The 23288-nt window shown below is 55.1% G+C and carries 21 protein-coding genes; 10 read left to right on the forward strand and 11 right to left on the reverse strand.

Annotated elements, in window-relative coordinates; all coding sequences use genetic code 11:
• Nucleotides 1-129: 129 nt before the first annotated feature.
• Both cydC and cydD read right to left on the reverse strand, forming a co-directional pair.
• Nucleotides 130-1773, reverse strand: a complete 1644-nt coding sequence (gene cydC / locus LVJ78_RS07100) for a thiol reductant ABC exporter subunit CydC (RefSeq protein WP_132953049.1) — start codon at nt 1771-1773, stop codon at nt 130-132.
• On the reverse strand, nt 1770-3464 hold the full coding sequence (gene cydD / locus LVJ78_RS07105) for a thiol reductant ABC exporter subunit CydD (protein WP_132953047.1): 1695 nt from the start codon (nt 3462-3464) through the stop codon (nt 1770-1772). Before cydD ends, cydC begins: the two co-directional genes overlap by 4 nt.
• Nucleotides 3465-3467: 3 nt before the next feature.
• On the opposite strand from cydD, the gene LVJ78_RS07110 reads away from it, so the two are divergent.
• Together LVJ78_RS07110 and LVJ78_RS07115 are read left to right on the forward strand one after the other, a co-directional pair.
• Nucleotides 3468-3899 carry a metal/formaldehyde-sensitive transcriptional repressor gene (locus LVJ78_RS07110; protein WP_425316040.1) on the forward strand — a complete coding sequence of 144 codons (432 nt, stop codon included), beginning with the start codon at nt 3468-3470 and terminating at the stop codon, nt 3897-3899.
• Between the two features lie 55 nt (nt 3900-3954).
• The gene (locus LVJ78_RS07115) at nt 3955-5073 is read left to right on the forward strand and encodes an S-(hydroxymethyl)glutathione dehydrogenase/class III alcohol dehydrogenase (RefSeq protein ID WP_132953045.1); all 1119 of its coding nucleotides are present in this window, start codon (nt 3955-3957) and stop codon (nt 5071-5073) included.
• 238 nt (nt 5074-5311) lie between these two features.
• Here the strand turns inward: LVJ78_RS07115 and LVJ78_RS07120 are convergent, their stop codons facing one another.
• The 3 genes from LVJ78_RS07120 to LVJ78_RS07130 all read right to left on the reverse strand — a co-directional run bounded on the left by LVJ78_RS07120 (nt 5312) and on the right by LVJ78_RS07130 (nt 8068).
• The gene (locus tag LVJ78_RS07120) at nt 5312-5941 is read right to left on the reverse strand and encodes an NAD(P)H-hydrate epimerase (RefSeq protein ID WP_132953043.1); all 630 of its coding nucleotides are present in this window, start codon (nt 5939-5941) and stop codon (nt 5312-5314) included.
• 200 nt (nt 5942-6141) lie between these two features.
• Nucleotides 6142-6825 (reverse strand): lipoprotein-releasing ABC transporter ATP-binding protein LolD, encoded by a 684-nt coding sequence (gene lolD, locus LVJ78_RS07125; RefSeq protein ID WP_132953041.1) that lies wholly within the window; start codon nt 6823-6825, stop codon nt 6142-6144.
• Nucleotides 6818-8068, reverse strand: coding sequence for a lipoprotein-releasing ABC transporter permease subunit (locus LVJ78_RS07130; RefSeq protein WP_132953039.1), 1251 nt, complete (start codon nt 8066-8068; stop codon nt 6818-6820). Before LVJ78_RS07130 ends, lolD begins: the two co-directional genes overlap by 8 nt.
• A 481-nt stretch (nt 8069-8549) precedes the next feature.
• Here LVJ78_RS07130 and adhP point away from each other — a divergent pair, with 481 nt between their 5' ends.
• The 3 genes from adhP to LVJ78_RS07145 all read left to right on the forward strand — a co-directional run bounded on the left by adhP (nt 8550) and on the right by LVJ78_RS07145 (nt 10620).
• On the forward strand, nt 8550-9584 hold the full coding sequence (gene adhP, locus LVJ78_RS07135; RefSeq protein ID WP_132953037.1) for an alcohol dehydrogenase AdhP: 1035 nt from the start codon (nt 8550-8552) through the stop codon (nt 9582-9584).
• A gap of 252 nt (nt 9585-9836) precedes the next feature.
• On the forward strand, nt 9837-10337 hold the full coding sequence (locus LVJ78_RS07140) for a Rid family hydrolase (RefSeq protein WP_132953035.1): 501 nt from the start codon (nt 9837-9839) through the stop codon (nt 10335-10337).
• 43 nt (nt 10338-10380) lie between these two features.
• Nucleotides 10381-10620, forward strand: a complete 240-nt coding sequence (locus tag LVJ78_RS07145) for a hypothetical protein (protein ID WP_244802562.1) — start codon at nt 10381-10383, stop codon at nt 10618-10620.
• Nucleotides 10621-10720: 100 nt separating this feature from the next.
• Here LVJ78_RS07145 and prfA read toward each other — a convergent pair whose 3' ends face one another.
• Nucleotides 10721-11797, reverse strand: a complete 1077-nt coding sequence (prfA, locus tag LVJ78_RS07150) for a peptide chain release factor 1 (RefSeq protein WP_132953033.1) — start codon at nt 11795-11797, stop codon at nt 10721-10723.
• Nucleotides 11798-11895: 98 nt separating this feature from the next.
• Here prfA and LVJ78_RS07155 point away from each other — a divergent pair, with 98 nt between their 5' ends.
• Nucleotides 11896-12525: a 4'-phosphopantetheinyl transferase family protein gene (locus LVJ78_RS07155; RefSeq protein ID WP_132953031.1), complete on the forward strand. Its 630-nt coding sequence runs from the start codon at nt 11896-11898 to the stop codon at nt 12523-12525.
• A gap of 231 nt (nt 12526-12756) precedes the next feature.
• On the opposite strand, the gene LVJ78_RS07160 is transcribed toward LVJ78_RS07155, so the two are convergent.
• From LVJ78_RS07160 to LVJ78_RS07175, 4 genes are all read right to left on the reverse strand, one after another.
• The gene (locus LVJ78_RS07160) at nt 12757-12942 is read right to left on the reverse strand and encodes a hypothetical protein (protein WP_132953029.1); all 186 of its coding nucleotides are present in this window, start codon (nt 12940-12942) and stop codon (nt 12757-12759) included.
• 59 nt (nt 12943-13001) lie between these two features.
• Entirely contained in the window at nt 13002-13469 is a 468-nt protein-coding gene (locus LVJ78_RS07165) for an acyltransferase (protein ID WP_132953027.1), read from the reverse strand.
• Nucleotides 13470-13608: 139 nt separating this feature from the next.
• Complete coding sequence (gene gyrA / locus LVJ78_RS07170; RefSeq protein ID WP_243650327.1) at nt 13609-16380, reverse strand: DNA gyrase subunit A; 2772 nt, start codon at nt 16378-16380, stop codon at nt 13609-13611.
• A 203-nt stretch (nt 16381-16583) separates the two neighbouring features.
• Nucleotides 16584-17612 carry a sensor histidine kinase gene (locus tag LVJ78_RS07175; protein WP_132953025.1) on the reverse strand — a complete coding sequence of 343 codons (1029 nt, stop codon included), beginning with the start codon at nt 17610-17612 and terminating at the stop codon, nt 16584-16586.
• Nucleotides 17613-17663: 51 nt separating this feature from the next.
• Here LVJ78_RS07175 and argH point away from each other — a divergent pair, with 51 nt between their 5' ends.
• The 4 genes from argH (at nt 17664) to recA (ending at nt 22305) form a co-directional block, all read left to right on the forward strand.
• The gene (argH, locus tag LVJ78_RS07180) at nt 17664-19046 is read left to right on the forward strand and encodes an argininosuccinate lyase (RefSeq protein WP_132953023.1); all 1383 of its coding nucleotides are present in this window, start codon (nt 17664-17666) and stop codon (nt 19044-19046) included.
• Nucleotides 19047-19423: 377 nt separating this feature from the next.
• Nucleotides 19424-20383, forward strand: coding sequence for a tRNA 2-thiocytidine(32) synthetase TtcA (gene ttcA, locus LVJ78_RS07185; protein WP_132953021.1), 960 nt, complete (start codon nt 19424-19426; stop codon nt 20381-20383).
• 258 nt (nt 20384-20641) lie between these two features.
• Nucleotides 20642-21130, forward strand: a complete 489-nt coding sequence (locus tag LVJ78_RS07190; protein ID WP_132953019.1) for a DUF456 domain-containing protein — start codon at nt 20642-20644, stop codon at nt 21128-21130.
• A gap of 128 nt (nt 21131-21258) precedes the next feature.
• Nucleotides 21259-22305 (forward strand): recombinase RecA, encoded by a 1047-nt coding sequence (gene recA / locus LVJ78_RS07195; protein ID WP_132953017.1) that lies wholly within the window; start codon nt 21259-21261, stop codon nt 22303-22305.
• Nucleotides 22306-22775: 470 nt separating this feature from the next.
• On the opposite strand, the gene cueR is transcribed toward recA, so the two are convergent.
• On the reverse strand, nt 22776-23177 hold the full coding sequence (cueR, locus tag LVJ78_RS07200) for a Cu(I)-responsive transcriptional regulator (protein ID WP_207894273.1): 402 nt from the start codon (nt 23175-23177) through the stop codon (nt 22776-22778).
• Nucleotides 23178-23288 lie beyond the last annotated feature (111 nt).

The raw sequence follows: 23288 nt of genomic DNA on the forward strand, positions 1-23288 counted from the left end.
ACCGCTTTCAGACGGCCTTTTCAGACGGCCTCAAGGCTTTTCTTTTTTTGTATTAATACAATATATAGTTTGTATTGTGCAATTAAACGCCAAGCCGCTGTTTTTGTCAACGATGCCACGCCCGCAGGCTCATGCCTTTTCCTGCAAACGCAAAACCTGAAAATCGGCTTGCGCAGGCGGCTGATGGCTCACCACAATCAGCAAGCCTTGCGCCCGCTCTTGCAGCAGCATGGCGCTCACCGCTTCGCGCGTGGCCGCATCCAGGCCGGCAAAAGGCTCATCGAGCAGCAGCAAAGCGCGCGGCTTGAGCAAAAGCCGCGCCAGCGCAATGCGCCGCGCCTGCCCGCCCGACACCGCCGCGCCGTATTCGCCCAAGCGGGTTTGCAAACCTTGCGGCTGCGCCCGCGCCCAATCGGCCAGCCGCACTTTTTCCAGCACTTGCCACAATGCATCATCATCGGCACCGGCCTTGCCCAGGCGCAGGTTTTCGGCCAACGTGAGGTCGAAAATATCCACTTGCTGCGCCAGATAGCCCACTTCATCGCCGGGCAGAAAATCGGCAAAATCCTGCCCGTTGAGTTTCAGACGGCCTTGCAGGGGCGCAAGCTCACCGGCGAGCACATCGAGCAAAGTGGATTTGCCCACGCCCGATGGCCCCGCAATCAGTAAGGCTTGGCCGCTTTCCAGCACAAAGTTCACATGCTCCGCGCCGTTTAACGCGCCCGCCCTTTTGGCGCTGATGTTTTCCGCGCTGAATATCAGGCTGCCCTGCGGCCAGCCGGCCGCTGCTTTTTCGGCGGCAGGCTTCGCGCTGCCCAACGCATTCAAGCGGTCACGCGCGGCGCTGCTGAAGCCCAGCGCCATAAATTGCGCAGCCAGCGGCGTGAGCACTTCATTCAAACCAAACACCGCCAACACCATCGCCAACAACACCGGCACACCCAACGCCCCGCTCTCCAACAGCGGCCACCCCTGCCACAAAAGCAAAGCCACCAGCAGCGCCAGTGCACATTGCTGCAACCACACATACACGCTCGCCCATTGCTGCTGGCGCAATTGCAGGCACCCATATTCGGCATCGGCTTCAAGAAACGAGGTTTCGCAATCTGCCCAACGCCGCCACAACAATAACGAAGTGATGAGGCTCAGCGGCATCAGCAAGCGCCGGCGACGCTCTTCGGCCGCCTGCGTGTCTTGCCGCGCCGGCACCATGCCGCGCCAAGCCGCCAGCGCGGGCAACACCACACCGGCCAGCAGCAAAGGCGGCAGCACATAAAGCAGCAAAGCCGGTGCGGCCAGCAGCAGCCACAACACAAAGGCCGTCTGAAGCAGCAGCGCCCACAGCCACGGCATCAAAAAACGCAGCGGCCATTGGTCGAGCAAATCGATATCGCTGGTGAGCCGGTGCATGCTGCCGGCGGAAACCACATCAGCGCTGCCCGCTGCGGCGGCCAGGCGGCCGAAAAAGCGCACACGCAAATCGCGCAGCAAAGCCAGCACGGCATTGTGCGAAGCCAGCCGCTCGCCGTAGCGACCCGCCGTGCGCACAATCGCCAGCGCACGGATAATCGCGCCGGGGCGGAAATAGTCAAACATATAAGCCGTGGCCAGCGCCACCACCCCGGCCGCCGCCGCCGCGCTGATAAACCAGCCCGACACCGCCAGCAAAGCCACCGTGGCCAATAAAGTTACGGCACCGAGCAGCCACGCCACCGACCACATGCCGCGCCGGCTCTGCCACAAATCGCGCAAACGGATATCTTGACGGCTCATTTCGCGCCCTCCAGCACCACCACATCATCCAGCCACGGCACCGCCGCCAAATCGTGGCTCACCAGCAACACGGTTTTGCCGCAGCTGATTTGCCCCAACACGCGGTATAGCTCAGCCGCCGTTTCCTCATCCAAATGCGCGGCAGGCTCATCGAGTAGCCAAAAATGGGCATCCCGTAACAATAATTGTGCCAACGACAAGCGCTGCTGCTGGCCGCCCGAGAGCCCCAACCCGCGCTCGCCCAATGGTGTGTTTAAGCCATCGGGCAGGCGTTGAATCAAATCCCACAAGCCGACTTCACTTAAAACTTTTTGCATTTGCGCCTCATCCGCACCGGCTTTGGCCAAGCGCAGATTATCGGCGATGCTGCCGGGCAGAAGCGTGGCGGTTTGCGCCAGATAAGCGCTTTGCCCTTGCAGGTATTTTTTGTCCAGCGCGGCAAAATCTTCGCCGTTGAGCACAATCCGCCCTTCATACGCGCTAAAACCGAGCAAAGCTTGCAACAAGCTCGATTTGCCGATGCCGCTCACGCCGCCGATGCCGATGCGCGCACCGGCTTTCACAGCAAAAGAAGTGGGCGCCAGCCGCTCGCGCCCTTCTGCGCCCATAATGCGCACGCCGGTCAATTGCAGCGAAGGCGCAGCGTTTAAATCCATTTTGATGCCGCTTTCAGACGGCCTTTGCCCCTCTGCCGCATCAAGTAAGGGCTGCAAAGCTTCCGCCGCCGCCTGCGCCTGCGCCTTGGCGTGATAATCGTTGCCGAGCTGGCGCAGCGGCGCGTAAAACTCAGGCGCAAGCAGCAAAATAAACAAAGCGCCCTCATAAGGCACCGGCACCACGCCTTTTGCCCACGGCAACACGCCGATCAAGCCCAAACCCAAATAAACCGCCACCAGCGCAATCGCCAGCGAAGCAAACAATTCCAGCACCGCGCCGGATAAAAACGCCAGCGCCAGCACGCTCATGGTGCGCTTTTGATAAACCAGCGCCGAAGCCGACACCTGCTTTTCCGCCTGCGCCACCGCATTCAAGCGGCGTAAAGTGGGCATGCCGCGCACCAAATCGAGAAAGCGCCCGCCCAATTGCGAGAGCGTGTCTAATTGTTGGCGGCTTTTTTTGGCCGCCGCCGTGCCCACCAATATCATAAACAAAGGCACCAAAGGCGCGGTGAGCAGCAGCAGCGCCGCCGCCAGCTTGCTGTGATAAAACACCGCCGCCGCAATCAGCAAAGGCGTGGCCACCGCCACCGTGCGCTGCACATAAAAGCGGCTGATATAGCCATCGAGCGCATCCACCTGCTCCAAAATTTGCGTGCTCAGCGCCCCATCGCTGCCGAAATGGCTGCGCGCCGGCCCCAACGCCGCCAGCGCATGCAGCAGGCGGCGGCGCACACCATGGCGCACATGCAGGCTCAGCTTTTGCAGCACACGCTCTTTCAATAAAGAAAGCAAAGGCCGTAGAAGCAAATACATCATAATTAACAGTAAAATAGTCCGCAGGCCGTCTGAAAGCGGTTTCTGCCCGGCTGAGGCCGCATTGAGCCAACCGGCAAACAAAGCCGCCAGCAGCGCGCTTTGCCAGATAAACAGCACCACCGCCGCCAAAGCCAGCAAAAGCGGCAGATAAAGGCGGCGGCGGTAAGGGCGCATCAAGCGCTCGAGCGGATTTTCGGGGCGGGAAAGTCGGCGCATCGGTTGGCATACCCTTCACAAAACACGCCGACAGGATTATCGGCGCTGCCCGATTATAAACATATTCAGACGGCCTTGCGCCTTTCCTGTGCAGCGCTTGCCAATGCGCCCTATCTTTTTTATACTGCCCCCAGTATTCAGGAAAAAGCCATGCCCCATCACCCGCAAGACAAAAAACGCGCCGTCAACCGCCTGCGCCGCATCCGCGGCCAGGCGGAAGCTTTGGAGCGCGCCATTACCGACGGCCAAGACTGTGCCGCCGTGCTGCAACAGATTGCCGCCATGCGCGGCGCGGTAAACGGCTTGATGCGCGATGTGATGGAAAGCCATTTGCGCGACTCATTCAGCCATGAAAGCTGTGATAATCCGCAGCATCAAGCCTTGCAGCAAAAGCTTGATGAAGCGGTGAGCCTGGTTAAATCGTATATCAAATAGCAGATAGTGGGCGGAGTATCTGCCCCTTTGCAAACCCACCAACCGGAGAATCATTATGGAATTCATCAAAACCCGCGCCGCCGTGGCTTGGGCACCCAACGAGCCTTTGAAAATCGAAGAGCTGGATTTAATGCCGCCGCAAAAAGGCGAAGTGCTGGTGCGCATTGTTGCCACCGGTGTGTGCCACACCGATGCCTATACTTTAAGCGGCCAAGACAGCGAAGGTGTGTTTCCCTGCGTGCTCGGCCATGAAGGCGCGGGCATTGTGGAAGCCGTCGGCGAGGGCGTCACCGATTTTGAAGTGGGCGACCATGTGATTCCGCTCTACACCGCCGAATGCGGCAAATGCAAATTCTGTTTGTCCGGCAAAACCAACCTCTGCTCATCGGTGCGCGCCACGCAGGGCAAGGGCTTGATGCCCGACGGCACGGTGCGTTTTTTCAAAGACGGCCAGCCGATTTACCACTATATGGGCTGCTCCACTTTCTCGGAATACACCGTGGTGGCCGATGTGAGCTTGGCGAAAATCCAGAAAGAAGCGCCGCTGGAAGAAGTGTGCCTGCTCGGCTGCGGCGTCACCACCGGCATGGGCGCGGTGATGAACACCGCCAAAGTGAAGCGCGGCGAAACCGTGGCCATTTTCGGCCTCGGCGGCATCGGCCTGGCCGCCGTGATCGGCGCGCGTATGAGCGGCGCTTCGCGCATTATCGGCATCGACACCAACCCCTCGAAATTCGCGCTGGCGCAAAAACTGGGTGCCACCGAATGCATCAACCCGAAAGATTTCGACAAGCCGATTCAGGATGTGGTGATCGAAATCACCGACGGCGGCGTGGATTATTCGTTTGAATGCATCGGCAATGTCGACGTGATGCGCGCCGCGCTCGAATGCTGCCACAAAGGCTGGGGCGAGAGCGTGATTATCGGCGTGGCACCTGCCGGCGCAGAAATCAAAACCCGCCCGTTTCAATTGGTTACCGGCCGCGTGTGGCGCGGCTCCGCATTTGGCGGCGTGAAAGGCCGCAGCGAATTGCCCGGCATCATCAGCCAATACATGAAAGGCGAATTCGCCCTCAGCGATTTCATCACCCACACCATGCCGCTGGAAGAAATCAACACCGCCTTTGATTTGATGCACGAGGGCAAATCCATCCGCAGCGTGATTCATTATTGATCACCTATACAAATCGTTATAGTGGAATGAATGAAAAACTTATACAAAAATAAGAAATTTAGCATCATGTGTAGGGTGTGTGGCGCAGCCACGCACGCGGTTTAAACGGCTTCTGCATATGGCTTGCTACATGCGCCTGTATAAGTTTTTCTTTCATTCCACTATATTATCTTTCATTCCACTACATTATAAGAAGGCCGTCTGAAACATTGTGTTCAGACGGCCTTTGTTGATGGAATTATTGAATGCCTATGTCCAAACACACAATCTCGCCGCACACCGCCCTGCCCGCATCCATAATGTGCGCCGGCTTGTAGGCGCCGAATGTGTAGGTAAGCTCGGCGCGAAACACATCGGCATCCACATCGCCCGTGTCGCCATTGAGGCCGGTGGGCATATCCAGCGCCACTTTCAGGCCGTCTGAAGCATTAAGCAAGCGGCAGCAATCGGCCACCGCAGCAGGCAGCCTGCCGGCAAAACCGGTGCCGAATATGCCCTCGATAAGCACATCGTAGCGCTGCTGCGCCAATTGCCCCGGCAGCGCTTGAGCGCCGATAAAGCTTATGCCCGCCAGATTGAGCAGACGGCGGCGGTTGGTTTCGGCCAGCGGCGACAATTCGCTGCCCAACACAAACACCACATCGCAGCGCCAGCCCTCGGCCTGCAACAGCCGCGCCATCACCAAACCATCGCCGCCATTATTGCCCTTGCCGCACACCACCAGCGCGCGGGCCGGCTCAGGGTGGCGGCGCAACAAATCGGCCGCCGCTGCGCCGCCGGCATTTTCCATCAATTGCTCAAAGCTCGTGCCCGCATCCACAGCCATTTGCTCGTGCGCACGCATCTGCGCAGCGGTATACACTTTCATGGTTTGCTCCCAAATTCAGACGGCCTCAACAGCAAGCGCCGCAAACATTGGTGCTGATTATAAAACAGAAAAATGGCGGCAATATGAATCAAGGCCGTCTGAAACTTTTTTCAGACGGCCTTGATTCAATTTAAAAACAACTTAAAACCCAGCAGCACGAATACAATCGGGCAACAGCAGCTCAAATCAACGCACCGGCGTCAGGCTTTATCGCTCAAGCGCCCATCGCTCATCATCATCACGCGATCAAAGCGCACGGCCAACTCATCATCGTGGGTGACCACCACCAGCGCTGTGCCCATTTCGTTTTTCAAATCCAGCATCATATCGAGAATATTTTGCGCATTTTTGCGGTCGAGATTGCCGGTGGGCTCGTCGGCCAGCAGGCATTTGGGCTGCGTCACCAATGCGCGGGCAATGGCGGCGCGTTGGCGCTCGCCGCCCGACAATTCGCTCGGCCGGTGCAAGGCGCGTTGGTGCAAACCCACTTTTTCCAGCATCGCCGCCGCCGCCGCTTCCGCCTCGGCTTTGGGCTTTTTGCCGATTAAAAGCGGCATCATCACATTTTCCAACGCCGAAAATTCGGGCAGCAGATGATGGAATTGATACACAAAGCCCAGATAGCGGTTGCGCAAATCGCCCAGCTGCTTTTGGCTCATCTTGCCCAAGTCGTTGCCCATCAGATTCACGCTGCCCGAAGTGGGCATGTCCAGCCCGCCCAAAATATGCAAGAGCGTGGATTTGCCGCTGCCCGAAGCGCCGATAATGCTCACGCTCTGGCCTTCGGCCACATCGAAATTCAGGCTGTCGAGCACATCCACATGCAATTCGCCGTCGCGATAGTTTTTGCTCACCGAGCGGCAAGCCAACACCGTATTATTCATAACGCAAAGCCTCCGCCGGTTGGGTTTTCGCCGCACGCCAGCTCGGATAGAGCGTGGCCAAAAATGCCAGCACCAGCGAAATGCAGGCGATAAAAGCCACATCGCCCATGTTCACATCGCTGGGCAGATAATCGATAAAATAAATTTGCGAATTAATCAGGTGCACCCCGAAAAGCTTTTCAAAAAACGCCACGATTTTGCCCACATTCCAGCCCAGCAACACGCCGCAAATCACGCCGATCAAGGTGCCGAAAAAGCCGGCAAACGCGCCCTGCACCATAAAAATCTTCATCACCCCGCCCGGCGGCAGCCCCAAAGTGCGCAAAATGGCAATATCGGCCTGCTTCTCGGTAACCGCCATCACCAACGACGACACCAAATTAAACGCCGCCACCGCAATAATCAGCGTGAGAATGATAAACATCATGCGCTTTTCCAATTCCACCGCCTCAAAATAGCTGCGGTTTTGAAACGTCCAGTCGCGCACCCACACTTTGTCTTGCGCAGCCGCCGGAATCAGATTGGCGATAAAGGCGGGCGCATTTTGCGGGTCGGCCAGCTTCAAGCGCAAGCCGCCCACGCCGTCGCCCAAGCGGTAGAGCACTTGCGCATCCTGCAAATGCGTGAGCGCAAGCGAATTATCCACCTCATACACGCTGGTTTTCACCACGCCCACCACATTAAACTGCTTCAAGCGCGGCACCACGCCGGCGGGGGTGACATTGCCCTCAGGCGTGATCACCGTTACCTTGCCGCCCACTTCCGCGCCCAAAGCCTGCGCCAGCCCTTCGCCCAACACAATATCAAACTCACCCGGCTTCAAATCGGCAAAGCTGCCCTGCGGCATATTTTTACCGTAATCCACCACTTTGTTTTCTTCTTCAGGCAAAATCCCGCGCAGCTGCACGCCGCGCACCTCGCCCGCATTGGCCAACAACGCCTGATCGGCCACATAAGGCGCGGTGGCCAACACCTCTTTTCTGCCCGCCGCATATTGGCGCAGGCTCTGCCAGCCTTCGCCATTGCCCGTGTCGTAATAGCCGATTTCCGCATGCGGCGCCACATTCAAAAGCTGGCCGCGAATCTCTTTTTGAAAGCCGTTCATCACCGAGAGCACCACAATCAGCGCGGTGACGCCCAGCGCGATGCCGGCAATCGAAATCATGGTGATAAACGACATTAAACCATTGCGTTTTTTGGCCCGCAAATAGCGCAGGCCGATCCAGGTTTCCAAAGAAGCCATATATACAGGCCGTCCTTAACAATCAACAAAGCGGGCATTGTACCGCAATTCGGGTTAAATCGGTTTAGGCTCGGTTTACATTAATATCGAATATTGGCGCGTGAAAAGTGCAATCCAGCCGAGAGGCCGTCTGAAAGCTTTCAGACGGCCTGTTTGTCAACAATGATATAGCATAACATTTACGCAGGCTTTCAATCGGGCAAACCCCTTGATGATTATCAATCGCGCCCTGCCCCGATTTGGTTATACTGTAAACACACACATTGATTACTGGGCGGTTTGGCTTCATTAAAATATCAATATTTATGGCAGCCTCAGACGCGGAAATTTCCAACCCGCTCCCGCAAGGGTTTGCCCACATTTCAGCCGCGAGTCAGGTTTTGAGCAAAAAAGCATGTTTGCAAGGCGGAAAGCACGGCAAGGTTGCACACTTTGCGCGCATTTCCATTGATTCGATATCACCAACCAAGGAGTATCTACTATGAAAGCAGCAGTGGTTAACCAAGCCTGTACAGGCGTTGAAGTGATTGAAAAAGACCTGCCCAAAATCGGCGCGGGCGAAGCGCTGGTGGAAGTGGAATATTGCGGCGTGTGCCACACCGATTTGCACGTGGCCGCCGGCGATTACGGCAAACAACCCGGCCGCACGCTCGGCCACGAGGGCATCGGCATTGTGAAAGAAGTGGCGCCCGATGTGACCAACCTGAAAGTGGGCGACCGCGTGAGCATTGCTTGGCTGTTTGAAAGCTGCGGCCATTGCGAATATTGCAACAGCGGCCGCGAAACCTTGTGCCGCACCGTGAAAAATTCGGGCTACACCGTAGATGGCGGCATGGCCGAATATTGCGTGGTGAGCGCCGATTATGCCGTAAAAGTGCCCGAAGGCCTCGACCCGGCACAAGCCAGCTCCATCACCTGCGCCGGCGTTACCACTTATAAAGCCACCAAAGTGGCCGGTGTGCGCGCAGGCCAGTGGATTGCCATTTACGGCGCCGGCGGCTTGGGCAACCTCGCCGTGCAATACGCCGCCAAAGTGTTCAACGCGCGCGTGATTGCTGTCGATATCAACGACGACAAGCTGGATTTGGCCAAAAAAGTGGGCGCGGAATTCACCGTGAATGCCGCCAAAGAAGATGCGGCCGAGCGCATTAAAGAAATCACCGGCATCGGCGCACACGCCGCCATGGTGACCGCCGTGTCTAAAGCCGCATTCAACAGCGCCATCGATTGCGTGCGCGCCGGCGGCCGCGTGGTGGCCGTGGGCCTGCCGGTGGAAACCATGGATTTGTCTATCCCCCGCACCGTGCTCGACGGCATCGAAGTGGTCGGCTCGCTGGTGGGCACGCGCCAAGATTTGGCCGAAGCCTTCGATTTCGGCGCGCGCGGCATCGTGGTGCCGGTGGTGCAAACCCGTGCGCTGGATGAAGTGGGCGATATTTTTGAAGAAATGCACGCCGGCAAAATCCAAGGCCGCATGGTGCTGGATATGAAAAAACCCTGCGGGCACAATCATTGAGCTTGATGATGGATTGTGATGAATAGGTAGCCCCAGAGGCCGTCTGAAAAGCAAACAGCTGACTTATCAAAGATTGTTGCAACAAACCGTGTCATATCGACATGTCGGACAATTTTTTGACAGGCAACGCGGCTTTCAGACGGCCTCTATGTTTTATATCGGCCGTGGGTTTCATGCATACGATTACGCCGCAAAAACGCGGCGTGCGCACCTACGACGGGCTATCGAATGTAACGGCAAAGGAATGCATAAATGAATAACTTGTCAAAATTATTGCTTGCCGGCGTGTGTTTAGCTATCAGCAACGCCGCTTGGGCTGACGAAATCACCCGCCACCCCCTGCCGAATTTCCCCACCTCGCTGGCAGTGGAAGTGCCGGCCGGAGCCAGCACGATTTATTTGAACGGCGTGGTGCCGGGCATTATCGACAATAAAGCGGATCCGCGCAGTGAAGCGGCTTACGGCAACACGGCGCAGCAAACGGCCAACGTGTTGGCCGAAATTGAAAAACGCCTGAAAAGCTTGGGCTTGGGCATGAGCGATGTGGTGAAAATGCAGGTTTTTTTAAAAGCACCACAAGGGCAGAACGACATGGATTTTCGCGGCTTTTCCCAAAGCTACTTGCGTTTTTTTGATGCAAAGGCGGGCGTGAAACTGCCTGCACGTTCTTTATTGCAAACGCAGGGGTTTGCCAACCCCGGTTGGCTGGTAGAAATTGATGTGATTGCGGCCAGACCGGCGCAAAACCGATAGCAAGGTACGATTAGCTTTGTCAAAACAATGCGTAATCGTAGGCATGAAGCACTATGCCGTCTGCAATTTTTTTTCAGACGGCATCGCTTGGTTTGATACATTTAAGCAAGCCGCAGCGACGATCAGCTTTGTCAACACAAAGCGTAATCGTAGACATGACACACAGATGCCGTCTGAAACCTTTTTTCAGACGGCATCTGTGTTCCGCATTCAAAGCAAGCCAACGCAGGAAGCTTATTTTTGGACCGGGCATTGCGCGCAAATGAAAAGTAGCAAGCCGTAGGTATGATTAGCTTTGCCCAAACAAAGCATAATCATACGCATAGCACACAAATGCCGTCTGAAACAGTTTTTCGGTTTGGAAATGTTTTATTCAAAAACGCTTATTCCGCCATGCGCGCCAGCAATTCCGCCTGATGCTCGGCGCTCAGCGCGCCGGTGAGCTCGTCCAAATCGCCGTCCATAACAAAATCAAGTTTATGCAAAGTGAGGTTGATGCGGTGGTCGGTCACGCGGCCTTGCGGGTAGTTGTAGGTGCGGATGCGCTCGCTGCGGTCGCCGCTGCCGATCAGGCTTTTGCGCTCGGCCGCTTCTTTGGCTTGCGCTTCGCGCTTTTGCATATCGTTGAGGCGCGCGGCCAGCACTTTCATGGCCTGCGCTTTGTTGGCGTGCTGCGAGCGGCCGTCTTGGCATTCCACCACCATGCCGCTGGGCAAGTGGGTGATGCGCACGGCAGAATCGGTTTTGTTGATATGCTGCCCGCCGGCGCCGCTGGCGCGAAACGTGTCGATGCGCAAATCGGCAGGGTTCAGCTCGATTTCTTCCAATTCATCGGCTTCGGGCATCACCGCCACGGTGCAGGCCGAAGTGTGGATGCGGCCCTGGCTTTCGGTGGCCGGCACGCGCTGCACGCGGTGGCCGCCCGATTCGAATTTGAGCTTGCTGTAGGCGCCCAGCCCGATAATGCGGGCAATCACTTCTTTATAGCCGCCCAAATCGCTTTCGTTGGCCGACACGATTTCCATCTGCCAACGGTTGCGCTCGGCAAAGCGGCCATACATGCGCAGCAAATCACCGGCAAACAAGGCCGCTTCGTCGCCGCCGGTGCCGGCGCGCACTTCGATAAAGATGTTTTTATCGTCATCGGCATCTTTAGGCAGAAGCAAGGTTTGCAATTCGTTGCCCAGCGCTTCGATTTTCGCCTGCGCCGCTTCGATTTCTTCAGCGGCAAAGTCTTTCATTTCCGGATCTGCCAGCATTTCCTGCGCCTCGGCCAAATCGCTTTGCGCCTGCCGGTAGCGCTGAAAAGCTTCCACCACCGGCGTGATTTCCGCATGCTCGCGCGTGAGCTTGCGATAATTATCCATATCGGCGGTGGCCTCGGGCGAGCCGAGCAAATGGGTCACTTCTTCAAGGCGCTCGGCCAGTTGCTGCAATTTTTCCAGAATAGACGGCTTCATAATGGCGCGTTTCACAACATTGATAACAAGATGCGGCATTTTACACGAGCCGGCCACTTACTTCTATAATCGTTTTTTTCTGCCCGCTTTTGCCGCTTATGTCCGATTTGCATATTGATTTGCTTATAGCCGATGCCGTTTGTGCACCGGATTATCAAGCCGCCCTGCTTGACCAAGCCGACCGCGCCCGCGTGAGTGCCGCACCGGCGCTGGCGATGCGCACCGATTGGCAGGTGAGCCGCTTTTTAAAACAACAAACAAAAGCGCCCGTGCTGTCGCTCTCGCACAGCCACGGTGCAGCGCTTTTGGCGGCCGGGGCTTATCCGCTGCCGCTGGGCGTGGACATCGAATGGCTGCGGCCGCGCGATTTTTCGGCGCTGGCGGATTTATCGTGCAGCGCCGAAGAGCGGCAATGGCTGGCGGCGCGCGGCTGGCGTGCGGCAGATTATTACCGCTTGTGGTGCACCAAAGAAGCCTTAATTAAGGCCGCCGGGCTGGATTTTCCGGCAGACTTGCCGCATGCGGGTGTGTGCCGGCAAGGCGGGCACGCAAAATTGCACATCGGCGGCCAAAGCGGCTGGCAAGGCTTTGCCGGCTTGTGCGGCGGCTGGGCGCTGGCCTGCGTGTGGCCGGATTGGGCAAGCCCGCAGATGCGCTGGCAATATTTCGGCACTCTGGCGCAGCCTCAGCACACCGTTTGCAAGGTGTGGCATTTTTCACCGGAATAAGCAGCGGCCAAGGCTTTCAGACGGCCTCGCATGCCGTACAAACATAATATAGTGGAATGCATAAAAAAAGTGACACAACGGGTAGGTTAGGTTGATAAACCCAACAAGCACACAGGCCGTCTGAAATGTTGGGTTTATCAACCCAACCTACCCGTTGTGTCACTTTTTCTTGCATTCCACACTATAGTACGGCAAGGCGAGACAACGAAGTTAGGTTTTTTTGGATTGGTATCAGACAGCTGCGGATTGCCGCAAAGCAAACACAATACCAATTGCCCGCCTTTCAGCGATTTTTAGCCCCTTATGCCATTTTTTTAAAAGCAGCGTAGGTGCGCACACCGGGTTTTGCGCGGCGTAATCGTAGGCATGAACATCCACCGCTGCATAAAACAAAAAGGCCGTCTGAAATACTGACATTTCAGACGGCCTGTTTTAACTGCAGGGCTTGGCAACCCAACTGCGCTCGTTCACAACGTTCAATCCAGCAGGTTTTTCCTGATTACCGCCGGATTACCCGCCGCCACGCTGTAAGGCGGCACATCTTTCGTTACCACTGAAGCAGCACCGATGGTAGAGCCTTCGCCAATGGTTACACCGCCCATGATGATAGCGCGGCGACCCAACCAAACATTATCTTCGATAACAATCGGCCGAACATCGGTGTAGCCATCGTATTGCTTGGTTACTGGGTCGAATTTATGTTGATAGGAATAAAACAAGCATTCGGGGCCCATAAACACATTTTTGCCAAGCGTAAGACCTTTGCAAATCTCGCTGTTCACACCTATGCTCGAATTTTCACCAACCACCGTATCTGCCAGCACATAAGCGCCTTTTTCGATATTCACATTTTTCGCGATATTATCGGAAATCCGGCAGGCGAAAAAATAGCGGACTTTTTTCGCCACCGGGCCAAACGGCTTTTCGTAAGAAGGGGGAAGCATAGAACCGATCATTCTCAACAACCTCAAGTAAATCTTCTTTTTCACAGACACTCTCTCTTTACTTCATTTGTTCAAGTGAGTTTAGAGTGCGGAAATCAGCAAATAGTTTACACGACCCTTTAAATTAAATACTCAAATCTCATAATTCATCTTCATTTTCCGGCATCAAGGCCTCGATTTGAGTGGAAATTTCAGTCTCTTCTTCTGATTCCGGTATTGTTTCTTCCGGCTCGGCCACGCGCTCCAGGCTTACCAAGGTTTCGCCTTCGTCCAGATTAATCAGGCGCACGCCCGCTGCGGCGCGGCCGGTTTCGCGGATTTGCTCGACCTTGGTGCGGATGAGCACGCCGCCGCTGGTGATCAACATCAAATCATCGCTTTCAGCCACCAGGGTTGCCGCCACCAAATCGCCGTTGCGCTCGCCGGTGTTGATGGCGATATTGCCCTGCCCGCCTTTGCCTTTGCGGCTGTAGTCGCCAATCGGGGTGCGTTTGCCGTAGCCGTTTTCCGTGGCGGTGAGCACTTGCAGCCCTTCTTGCGCTTCACATTCGGGTGCAAAAGTAATCAGGCTCACAATGCGGCCGTCATCAGGCAGGCGCATGCCGCGCAAGCCGCCGCTACCGCGGCCGGAGGGGCGCACGCCTTTGTTGGCTTTGGGCGCACTGCTCTCGGCGGCATCGCCCTCTTCGCCGCTATCTGCATCGATTTCTTGATCGTCTTCGCTTTCTTCGGCTTCGCTGCTGCCTTCCCAATATTCGTTAAAGCGGATGGCTTTGCCCAAATTGGAAAACAGCATGATATCGTGGCAGCCGCCGGTTTTCGCCACGCCCACCAGCGAATCGCCTTCTTTGAGCGCAATCGCTTTAATACCTTGGGTGCGCACGTTTTTAAAGGCGCACAGCTGCACTTTTTTCACCATGCCTTGTGCGGTGGCGAAAAACACATATTCATCTTCGGGGAAATCGCGCACCGCCAAAATGGCGCTTACTTTTTCGCCTTCATCAAGCTGAATCACATTATTGATCGGGCGCCCGCGGCTGTTGCGGCCGCCTTCGGGCAGCTTGTAAACTTTAATCCAATGGCATTTGCCCAAGTTGGTGAAACACATTAGATAATCGTGGGTGTTGGCCACAAACAGGGTTTCGATAAAGTCTTCGTCTTTGGTGGCTGCGGCCTGTTTGCCGCGCCCGCCGCGGCGCTGCGCCTGATAATCGGTGGTGGGCTGGGTTTTGATGTAGCCGCCGTGGGTGAGCGTTACCACCATTTCGCGCGGCGGAATCAGGTCTTCATCGGCAATATCGCCGCCAAACGGGTTGATTTCACTGCGGCGCTCATCGCCGAATTGGGCTTTGATTTCTTCCAGCTCATCATTGATGATTTGGGTGATGCGCTCGGGCTTGGCCAAAATATCCAGAAAATCAATAATCTGCGCCATAATGTTTTTATAATCGCCGATAATGCTGTCTTGATCGAGGCCGGTAAGGTTACGCAGGCTCATGCGCAAAATGGCATCGGCTTGCAGCTCGCTCAAATAATAACCTTCGTCCTGCAAGCCCAGATTGGCAGGCAGGCCTTCTGGGCGCGCCATGCTCAAATCGAGATCGGTGCGGCCGAGCATCTCTTCCACCAGCGATGAGCGCCAAGCGCGTGCCAGCAGGCGCACTTTGGCTTCGGGCGCATCGGCGGAAGTTTTAATCAGCTCGATCATTTCGTCGATATTCGACAAAGCCACGGCTTTGCCCTCGGCGATATGGCCTTCGTGACGGGCTTTTTTCAGACGGAATAAGGTGCGGCGCGTTACCACTTCGCGGCGGTGGCGCAAAAATTCGCTCAAAATCTGCTTGAGGTTGAGCAGGCGCGGCTGGCCGTCGACCAAGGCCACCATATTGATGCCAAAGCTGTCTTGCAGCTGGGTGAGCTTATAGAGCTGGTTTAACACCACTTCGGCATTTTCGTTGCGCTTGAGCTCGATCACCACGCGCATACCCGATTTATCCGATTCGTCGCGCAAATCGGACACGCCTTCCAGCGTTTTCTCGCGCACCAATTCGCCGATTTTTTCCACCAATCGGGCTTTGTTTACCTGATAGGGAATTTCATCAATGATAATGGCTTCGCGCTCGCCGTGTTTGCCGATGGGCTCGATATGGGTTTTGCCGCGCATCACCACGCGGCCGCGGCCGGTTTTATAGCCTTCGCGCACGCCGCTCAAGCCGTAAATGGTGGCGCCGGTGGGAAAATCGGGCGCCGGCATCAGTTGAATCAATTCTTCGATGCTCATTTCGCCGTTGTGCAGCAACGCCACGCAGGCATTGATGGTTTCGCTCAGATTATGCGGCGGAATATTGGTGGCCATGCCCACGGCAATGCCGGATGAACCGTTTACCAGCAAAGCGGGAAAGCGGGTGGGCAACACCAGCGGCTCGTGCTCGCTGCCATCATAGTTGGGGCCGAAATTTACGGTTTCTTCTTCAATGTCAGCCAGCATTTCGTGGGCGATTTTCGCCATGCGGATTTCGGTATAACGCATGGCCGCTGCGCCATCGCCGTCTACCGAGCCGAAGTTGCCCTGCCCGTCGATCAACACATAGCGCAATGAAAAATCCTGCGCCATGCGCACAATGGTGTCATACACGGCGATGTCGCCGTGGGGGTGGTATTTACCGATCACGTCGCCCACGATACGGGCGGATTTTTTATAGGCGCTGTTCCAGTTGTTTTTCAGCTCGTGCATCGCGTAGAGCACGCGGCGGTGCACGGGCTTCAAACCATCGCGCACATCAGGCAGCGCACGGCCTACAATCACGCTCATGGCGTAATCGAGATAGCTGCGGCGCATTTCGTCTTCAAGGCTGATGGGAATGGTTTCTTTGGCGAAGTGGTGGTCGTTGCGTACGGTGGCGTCGGTCATAATGGATATTTCGATTTCAGCAGATAAATGTGTGTCGATTTTAGCACAAAACAGGGGCTGGTTGGCGGCGCGTTGCCAAGATATACGGCTTGCATTTTTTTCAGACGGCCTCAGGTATTTACACCTTTTTAGGCCCATTATTCACATTTCATCCGCAAGCCGGATTTTGAACCAACATTGCCGTGATGAATTGTGAACAGACCCTAACCAAACAAGCGGTTGATATCAGATGATTCTTTGCGGTAAGGCAGGCGGATATCCACCCGGAAAACCCCATCGAGCTGGCGGCTTTTGATTTGCGCATCGTTGTCATACATCAGCGTGAGCCGCTCTTGCAGATTGCGCAAAGCCATCGAATTGCCTTTGTGCGGCTTCACGTTGTCTTCGCTCTCTGAGGGCACATAAGGGTTTTCGATGCGGATATAAATCCAATGATTTTGGCGGGTGGTTTTCACCGAAATCATGCCCGGACGGTGAGTGGATTCAATGCCGTGAAACACTGCATTTTCAAGCAAAGGCTGAAGCAGCAGGTGCGGCGTTTCCGCATCATCAGGCGCATCGTGCTGCCACATCACCTGCACCCGTGTGGGGCCCATGCGGATTTGCTCGATGGCCACATATTCCTGCGCCCATTCGATTTCCTGCCTCAAAGTGCTGTTTTGGCTGCCATCTTTGAGCTGCGCCCGAAAAAGATTGGCTAAGTTTTCCAGCAAGGTTTCCGCATCATAAGGGCGCAGGCGGATCAGGCTGATGGCGGCATTGAGGCTGTTAAACAAAAAATGCGGGCGGATGCGGGCGGTGAGTGCTGTGAGGCGCGCCTCAGAGAGCGCCGGCGTGAGCGTGCGCCGGCGCACCCCTTCGCTATACATAAACATCAGCAAAAAGCTGTTGAATTGCCAAAAATGCTGCCAAAAATAAAGCAGCTCGCCCAGCAGCAAATGATCTACCAGCACGAAAAAGCCCACGCCCGCCCCATAGGCAATCGGCACGGCAAAGCGGCTGCCCGCCAAAAAATCGCCGGAAAGATAGCCTGCCACCACCAGCAAAAGCAAAGTCGGCCCCGCCCAAGCCGCCGTCACATAAACCACCTTGCCATAATCGGCTAACGATGCAACCAGCAAGGGGAAAAGCAACACGCAGGCAAAAGCAAACAGCATCAATCTTTGAATCGAGCCGAAATTACGCATATCCGGAACCGCAAACAAAGACCTTATTTGACGTATAATGGGCATAAGCAACAAACCTTAACTTCTAAAAACCAACAACGCAGTGGATAATTAAGCATGACGGATAATAAAACATGGTCGGGCCGCTTCAACGAGCCTGTTGCCGAGCTGGTGAAAAAATACACCGGCTCGATTGATTTCGACAAACGTTTGGCCAAATGGGACATACAAGGCTCGCTGGCGCATGCGCAAATGCTGCAGCAAGCCGGTGTGTTGAGCGCAGAAGATTTGGCCGCCATCGAGCAAGGCATGGCCGAAATTATAGCAGAAATCGAAGTCGGCAAAATGCCTTGGTTGCTGGATTTGGAAGACGTGCACATGAATATCGAGCGGCGCCTCACCGATAAAATCGGCGATGCTGGCAAACGCCTGCACACCGGCCGCAGCCGCAACGATCAAGTGGCCACAGATATCCGCCTGTGGCTGCGCGATGAAATCACCGAAATTCAGGCGCTGCTGCAAAGCCTTCAGGCTGCCCTGCTCGATTTGGCCGAGCAAAACGCCGAAGTGGTGATGCCCGGCTTCACCCACTTGCAAGTGGCCCAGCCGGTGAGCTTCGGCCACCACATGCTCGCTTATGTGGAAATGCTCGGCCGCGACCACGAGCGCATGGCCGATTGCCGCCGCCGCGTCAACCGCATGCCGCTGGGCGCCGCCGCGCTGGCCGGCACCACTTATCCCATCCGCCGCGAAACCACCGCCCAATTGCTGGGCTTTGAGCAAATCTGCCAAAATTCGCTCGATGCCGTGTCGGATCGCGATTTTGCCATCGAATTCACCGCCGCAGCCAGCCTGGTGATGATTCATTTGAGCCGCCTTTCCGAAGAGCTGATTTTATGGATGAGCCCGCGCTTCGGCTTTATCGACATTGCCGACCGCTTCTGCACCGGCTCCAGCATCATGCCGCAAAAGAAAAACCCCGATGTGCCCGAATTGGTGCGCGGCAAATCCGGCCGCGTGATCGGGCACCTCACCGGCCTGATGATGCTGATGAAATCGCAGCCCTTGGCCTACAATAAAGACAATCAGGAAGACAAAGAGCCGCTGTTTGACACGGTAGACACGCTAATCGACACCTTGCGCATTTATGCCGACATGATGCGCGGCGTTACCGTGAAGCCCGAAAACATGCGCGCGGCCGTGATGCAGGGCTTTGCCACCGCCACCGATTTGGCCGATTATCTGGTGAAAAAAGGCATGCCTTTTCGCGACAGCCACGAAGTGGTGGCGCTGGCCGTGCGCCATGCCGACCGCGCCGGCGTAGATTTGAGCGAGCTGCCGCTCGAAGATCTGCAAAGCTTTTCCGATTTAATCAACGAAGATGTTTACAACGTGCTCACGCCCGAGGGCAGCCTTAATGCCCGCAACCACTTGGGCGGCACCGCGCCCGAGCAAGTGCGCCGGCAAGTGGCGCGCTGGCGCGCCCTTATCGCCGGCTGAGTCCAGCGCAAACAAAAAAATATACTTTTTTATATAAGCATTTATCAGGCCGTCTGAAAGTTTTCAGACGGCCTTTCGCTTACACGCAGTAATGTTAATAAACCGCTTGAACAGCGTTTATGATACGAAGCGATATTTCATTATTTGATTATCTCTTTTCATTTATCATACCCATTCAAAAAAGTAAGCTAACAAGGCGGCGAGCCGCAGACAGTACACACGTACGGCAAGGCGAGACAACGAAGTTAGGTTATTTTTTTGGATTGGTATCAGGCCGTCTGAAACTTTTTTCAGACGGCCTGATAAACAACAGCCGTTTTGCGCCTGTTTCACGATAGCGTATAATTGCCGCTTGAATTTTCACCCTGCACAAAACCATGTCTAAAAAACCGAAACACGAGCTGGAAAACAACAAATTAAACAAGCGCCTGCGCCATGCCGTGGGCGATGCTGTTAATGATTTCAACATGATTGAAGCCGGCGACAAAATCATGGTGTGTCTCTCGGGCGGCAAAGACAGCTATGCGCTTTTGGATATTTTGCGCCAGCTTCAAGCCAGCGCGCCGATTGATTTCGAGCTGATGGCCGTCAACCTCGACCAAAAGCAGCCGGGCTTTCCCGAGCATGTTCTGCCCGAATATCTGCAAAGCATCGGCGTGCCCTACCACATCATCGAAGAAGACACTTATTCCGTGGTGAAGCGGGTGATTGAAGAGGGCAAAACCACCTGCTCGCTGTGCAGCCGCCTGCGCCGCGGCGTGCTTTACCGCGTGGCAAAAGAATTGGGTTGCAGCAAAATCGCGCTCGGCCACCACCGCGACGATATTTTGCAAACGCTGTTTTTAAATATGTTTTACGGCGGCAAGCTCAAAGCCATGCCGCCCAAGCTCGTGAGCGACAATGGCGAACACATCGTTATCCGCCCCTTGGCCTATGTGAAAGAAAAAGATTTGGCCCGCTATGCCGAGCTGAAACAATTTCCGATTATCCCGTGCAACCTGTGCGGTTCGCAGCCCAATCTGCAACGGCAGGTGATTAAAGAAATGCTCAACGATTGGGACAAACGCTTTCCCGGCCGCATCGAGAGCATGTTTTCAGCGCTGCAAAACGTGGTGCCCTCGCACCTGGCCGACCCCGATTTATTCGACTTCAAATCACTCGCAAAAGGCCAAGCGCTCAAGCACGGTGGCGATTTGGCGTTTGACCGCGAAAGCATGCCACCGCAATTTGCCACCGCTTCAGACGGCCTTAATGACAGCGCTGAAAACAGCATTAAAATAGAAGCGGCTGCACCGCAAAAAGTGATCAATATTTTGGCCAGCAGGCCGAAAGCCTAAACCCTAAAGCAGAGCGTTTGCGCCCATTTAAATACAAATAGCCGTCTGAAACCTTTCAGACGGCCATTTGTATGCACTTCTTTGCAGATATAATCTATTGGCCTGTCATCACAACAAACCTAAAATCATACGCATCTTCAAATAAACAAATATAAACATCCGCGCCGGCATTGAATTTAGCGCTTTTCCCCGCATGTAAAAGGCCGTCTGAAACCTTTCAGACGGCCTCTGTTTTAATATGCAAACACAAGGACAAACATGCTCATCATTCTCATCATTCTCGGCCTGATGGCGCTCTTGATCGGCCTGCTCGGCACCGTTTACCCCGCCATTCCCGGCCTCGGCCTGATGTTTGCCGGCGCATGGCTGCTGGCCTATGCCGGCGATTATCAAATTATCGGCACTGGCACGCTGGTGTTTCTCGGCGTGGTGGCCGCCGTGGGCACCGCCATGGATTATATCGCCGGCATGCTCGGCGCCAAATTCACCGGTGCCAGCAAAACCGCGCTTTGGGGCGCTTTAATCGGCGGCATCGCCGGCGCTTTTTTCTCGCTGCCCGGCCTGTTGCTCGGCCCCTTGCTCGGCGCCGGCATCGGCGAATTTTGGGCGCGCAAAGATTTATGGTCGGCCGGCAAAGTGGGCGTGGGCACGTTTATCGGCTTTATCATGGGCGTGATTGCCAAAGTGGGCTGCGCACTCACCATTATTTTAACGCTGGCCGTGCTGGGCATTATCAGCCTGTTTTAAAAGCCCTTATTTCGCTTACAAAGTGAATTCGGCTCACCAAAAACAACAAAATTAAAATAAAACTATACTTTTTCTTATTTTATGAGACAATAGCTAAGATAATTCTTAGTTTACACACGAGAGCCCTTATGTCAGACGAAAAAAGCAAAGCCTTGGCCGCCGCCCTAGCCCAAATTGAAAAACAATTCGGCAAAGGCTCCATCATGAAAATGGACGGCAGCCATAAAGACGAAAACCTCGAAGTTATCTCCACAGGTTCACTCGGCCTCGATTTAGCCCTCGGCGTCGGCGGCCTGCCGCGCGGGCGCGTGGTGGAAATCTTCGGCCCCGAATCTTCCGGCAAAACCACCCTCTGCCTCGAAACCATCGCCCAATGCCAGAAAAACGGCGGCGTGTGCGCCTTTATCGATGCCGAAAACGCGTTCGACCCCATTTATGCACGCAAGCTCGGCGTGAAAGTGGAAGACTTAATGGTGTCTCAGCCCGACACCGGCGAGCAGGCGCTCGAAATCTGCGATATGCTGGTGCGCTCCGGCGGCGTAGACATGGTGGTGGTCGATTCCGTGGCCGCGCTCGTGCCGAAAGCCGAAATCGAAGGCGAAATGGGCGACAGCCACGTCGGCCTGCAAGCCCGCCTGATGAGCCAGGCTTTGCGCAAGCTCACCGGCCACATCAAAAAAACCAACACGCTGGTGGTGTTTATCAACCAAATCCGCATGAAAATCGGTGTAATGTTCGGCAGCCCCGAAACCACCACCGGCGGCAACGCGCTCAAATTCTATGCCTCCGTGCGCCTCGATATCCGCCGCACCGGCCAGATTAAAAAAGGCGACGATGTAATCGGCAACGAAACCCGCGTGAAAGTGATTAAAAACAAAGTCGCCCCGCCCTTCCGCCAGGCCGAATTCGACATTCTCTACGGCGAGGGCGTGAGCTGGGAAGGCGAATTGATCGACATCGGCGTGAAGCACAATATCGTCGACAAATCCGGCGCCTGGTATAGCTACAACGGCGCCAAAATCGGCCAAGGCAAAGACAACGTGCGCCTGTGGCTGAAAGAAAACCCCGCCATCGCCACCGAAATCGACGCCCAAATCCGCGCCGCCGTGGGCGTGGACATCGACATCACCGAAGGCAAAATCGACGACACCGACGGTGAAACGCCGGAAGAATAAACGCTTGAAATAAAACGCCAAAGGCCGTCTGAAAGACTTTTCAGACGGCCTTTGCTGCATATAGTGGAATGCAAGAAAAAAAGATACAACTACGCTCTATAACGGTGTAGGTTGGGTTGCTAAACCCAACGTTTCAGACGGCCTGCGGGCTTGTTGGATTTTCAACCCAATCTACCCGTTGCGTCACTTTTCTTGCATTCCACTATAACTACGGTCAGCTTTGTCAAAACAAAGCCTAACCATACGCATGAAACTTGCATTCAAACCATTCAAGCAAGCAGCAAAGCTTCAGACAACCTGAAAACTTTCAATCAACTTAAAGCCGATATCATCGTTCATACCTACGATTGCACCGCAAAAACGCGGCTAATCACGCCTACCATCATTACGGGCTTGGCGGCGCTTACCTACAAACAACACAATGGCATAGATGCAGCCAAACAGCAAAACGCCGAATACAATATTTTTCATCATGGTGTGCCTTTATTTTCAGAGAGTTGCTCGATAATCGCGCAATCAGGCTCTTGGTTGCCCTTGCAGCAGTCGTACCAGCCCTGCAGCGTGTCGGCCATACTTTGCAGACGGTTGATTTTATGCTGCAAGGCGCTGATGTGTTCGCCCACCAATTGCTTCACATCGGCGCTGGCGCGGTGCGGGTTGTGTTTCAATTCGAGCAGAGTTTGAATTTGGGCGAGCGAAAAATCCACCTCGCGCGCGTGTTTGATAAAGTGCAGCGTGTCAAGGTCGCGGGCGCTGTATTGGCGGTAGCCCGCTTCGCTGCGCCCTGCCGGCGGAATCAAGCCCAGCCGCTCGTAATCGCGTATCATTTTGCTGGAAAGGCCGCTGAGGCGTGCAGTTTCACTGATGTTCATAATAAAGGCCGTCTGAAAGATTAATGCTTCAGCAATATAGGCAAAACATGAATTTGCAAGGGCTTAGGGTCTGTTCACATTTCATCCGTGCGTAAGATTTTGAGCGCAAAA

The sequence above is a fragment of the Uruburuella suis genome, from assembly GCF_022870845.1.
Classification (GTDB): Bacteria; Pseudomonadota; Gammaproteobacteria; order Burkholderiales; family Neisseriaceae; genus Neisseria; species Neisseria suis.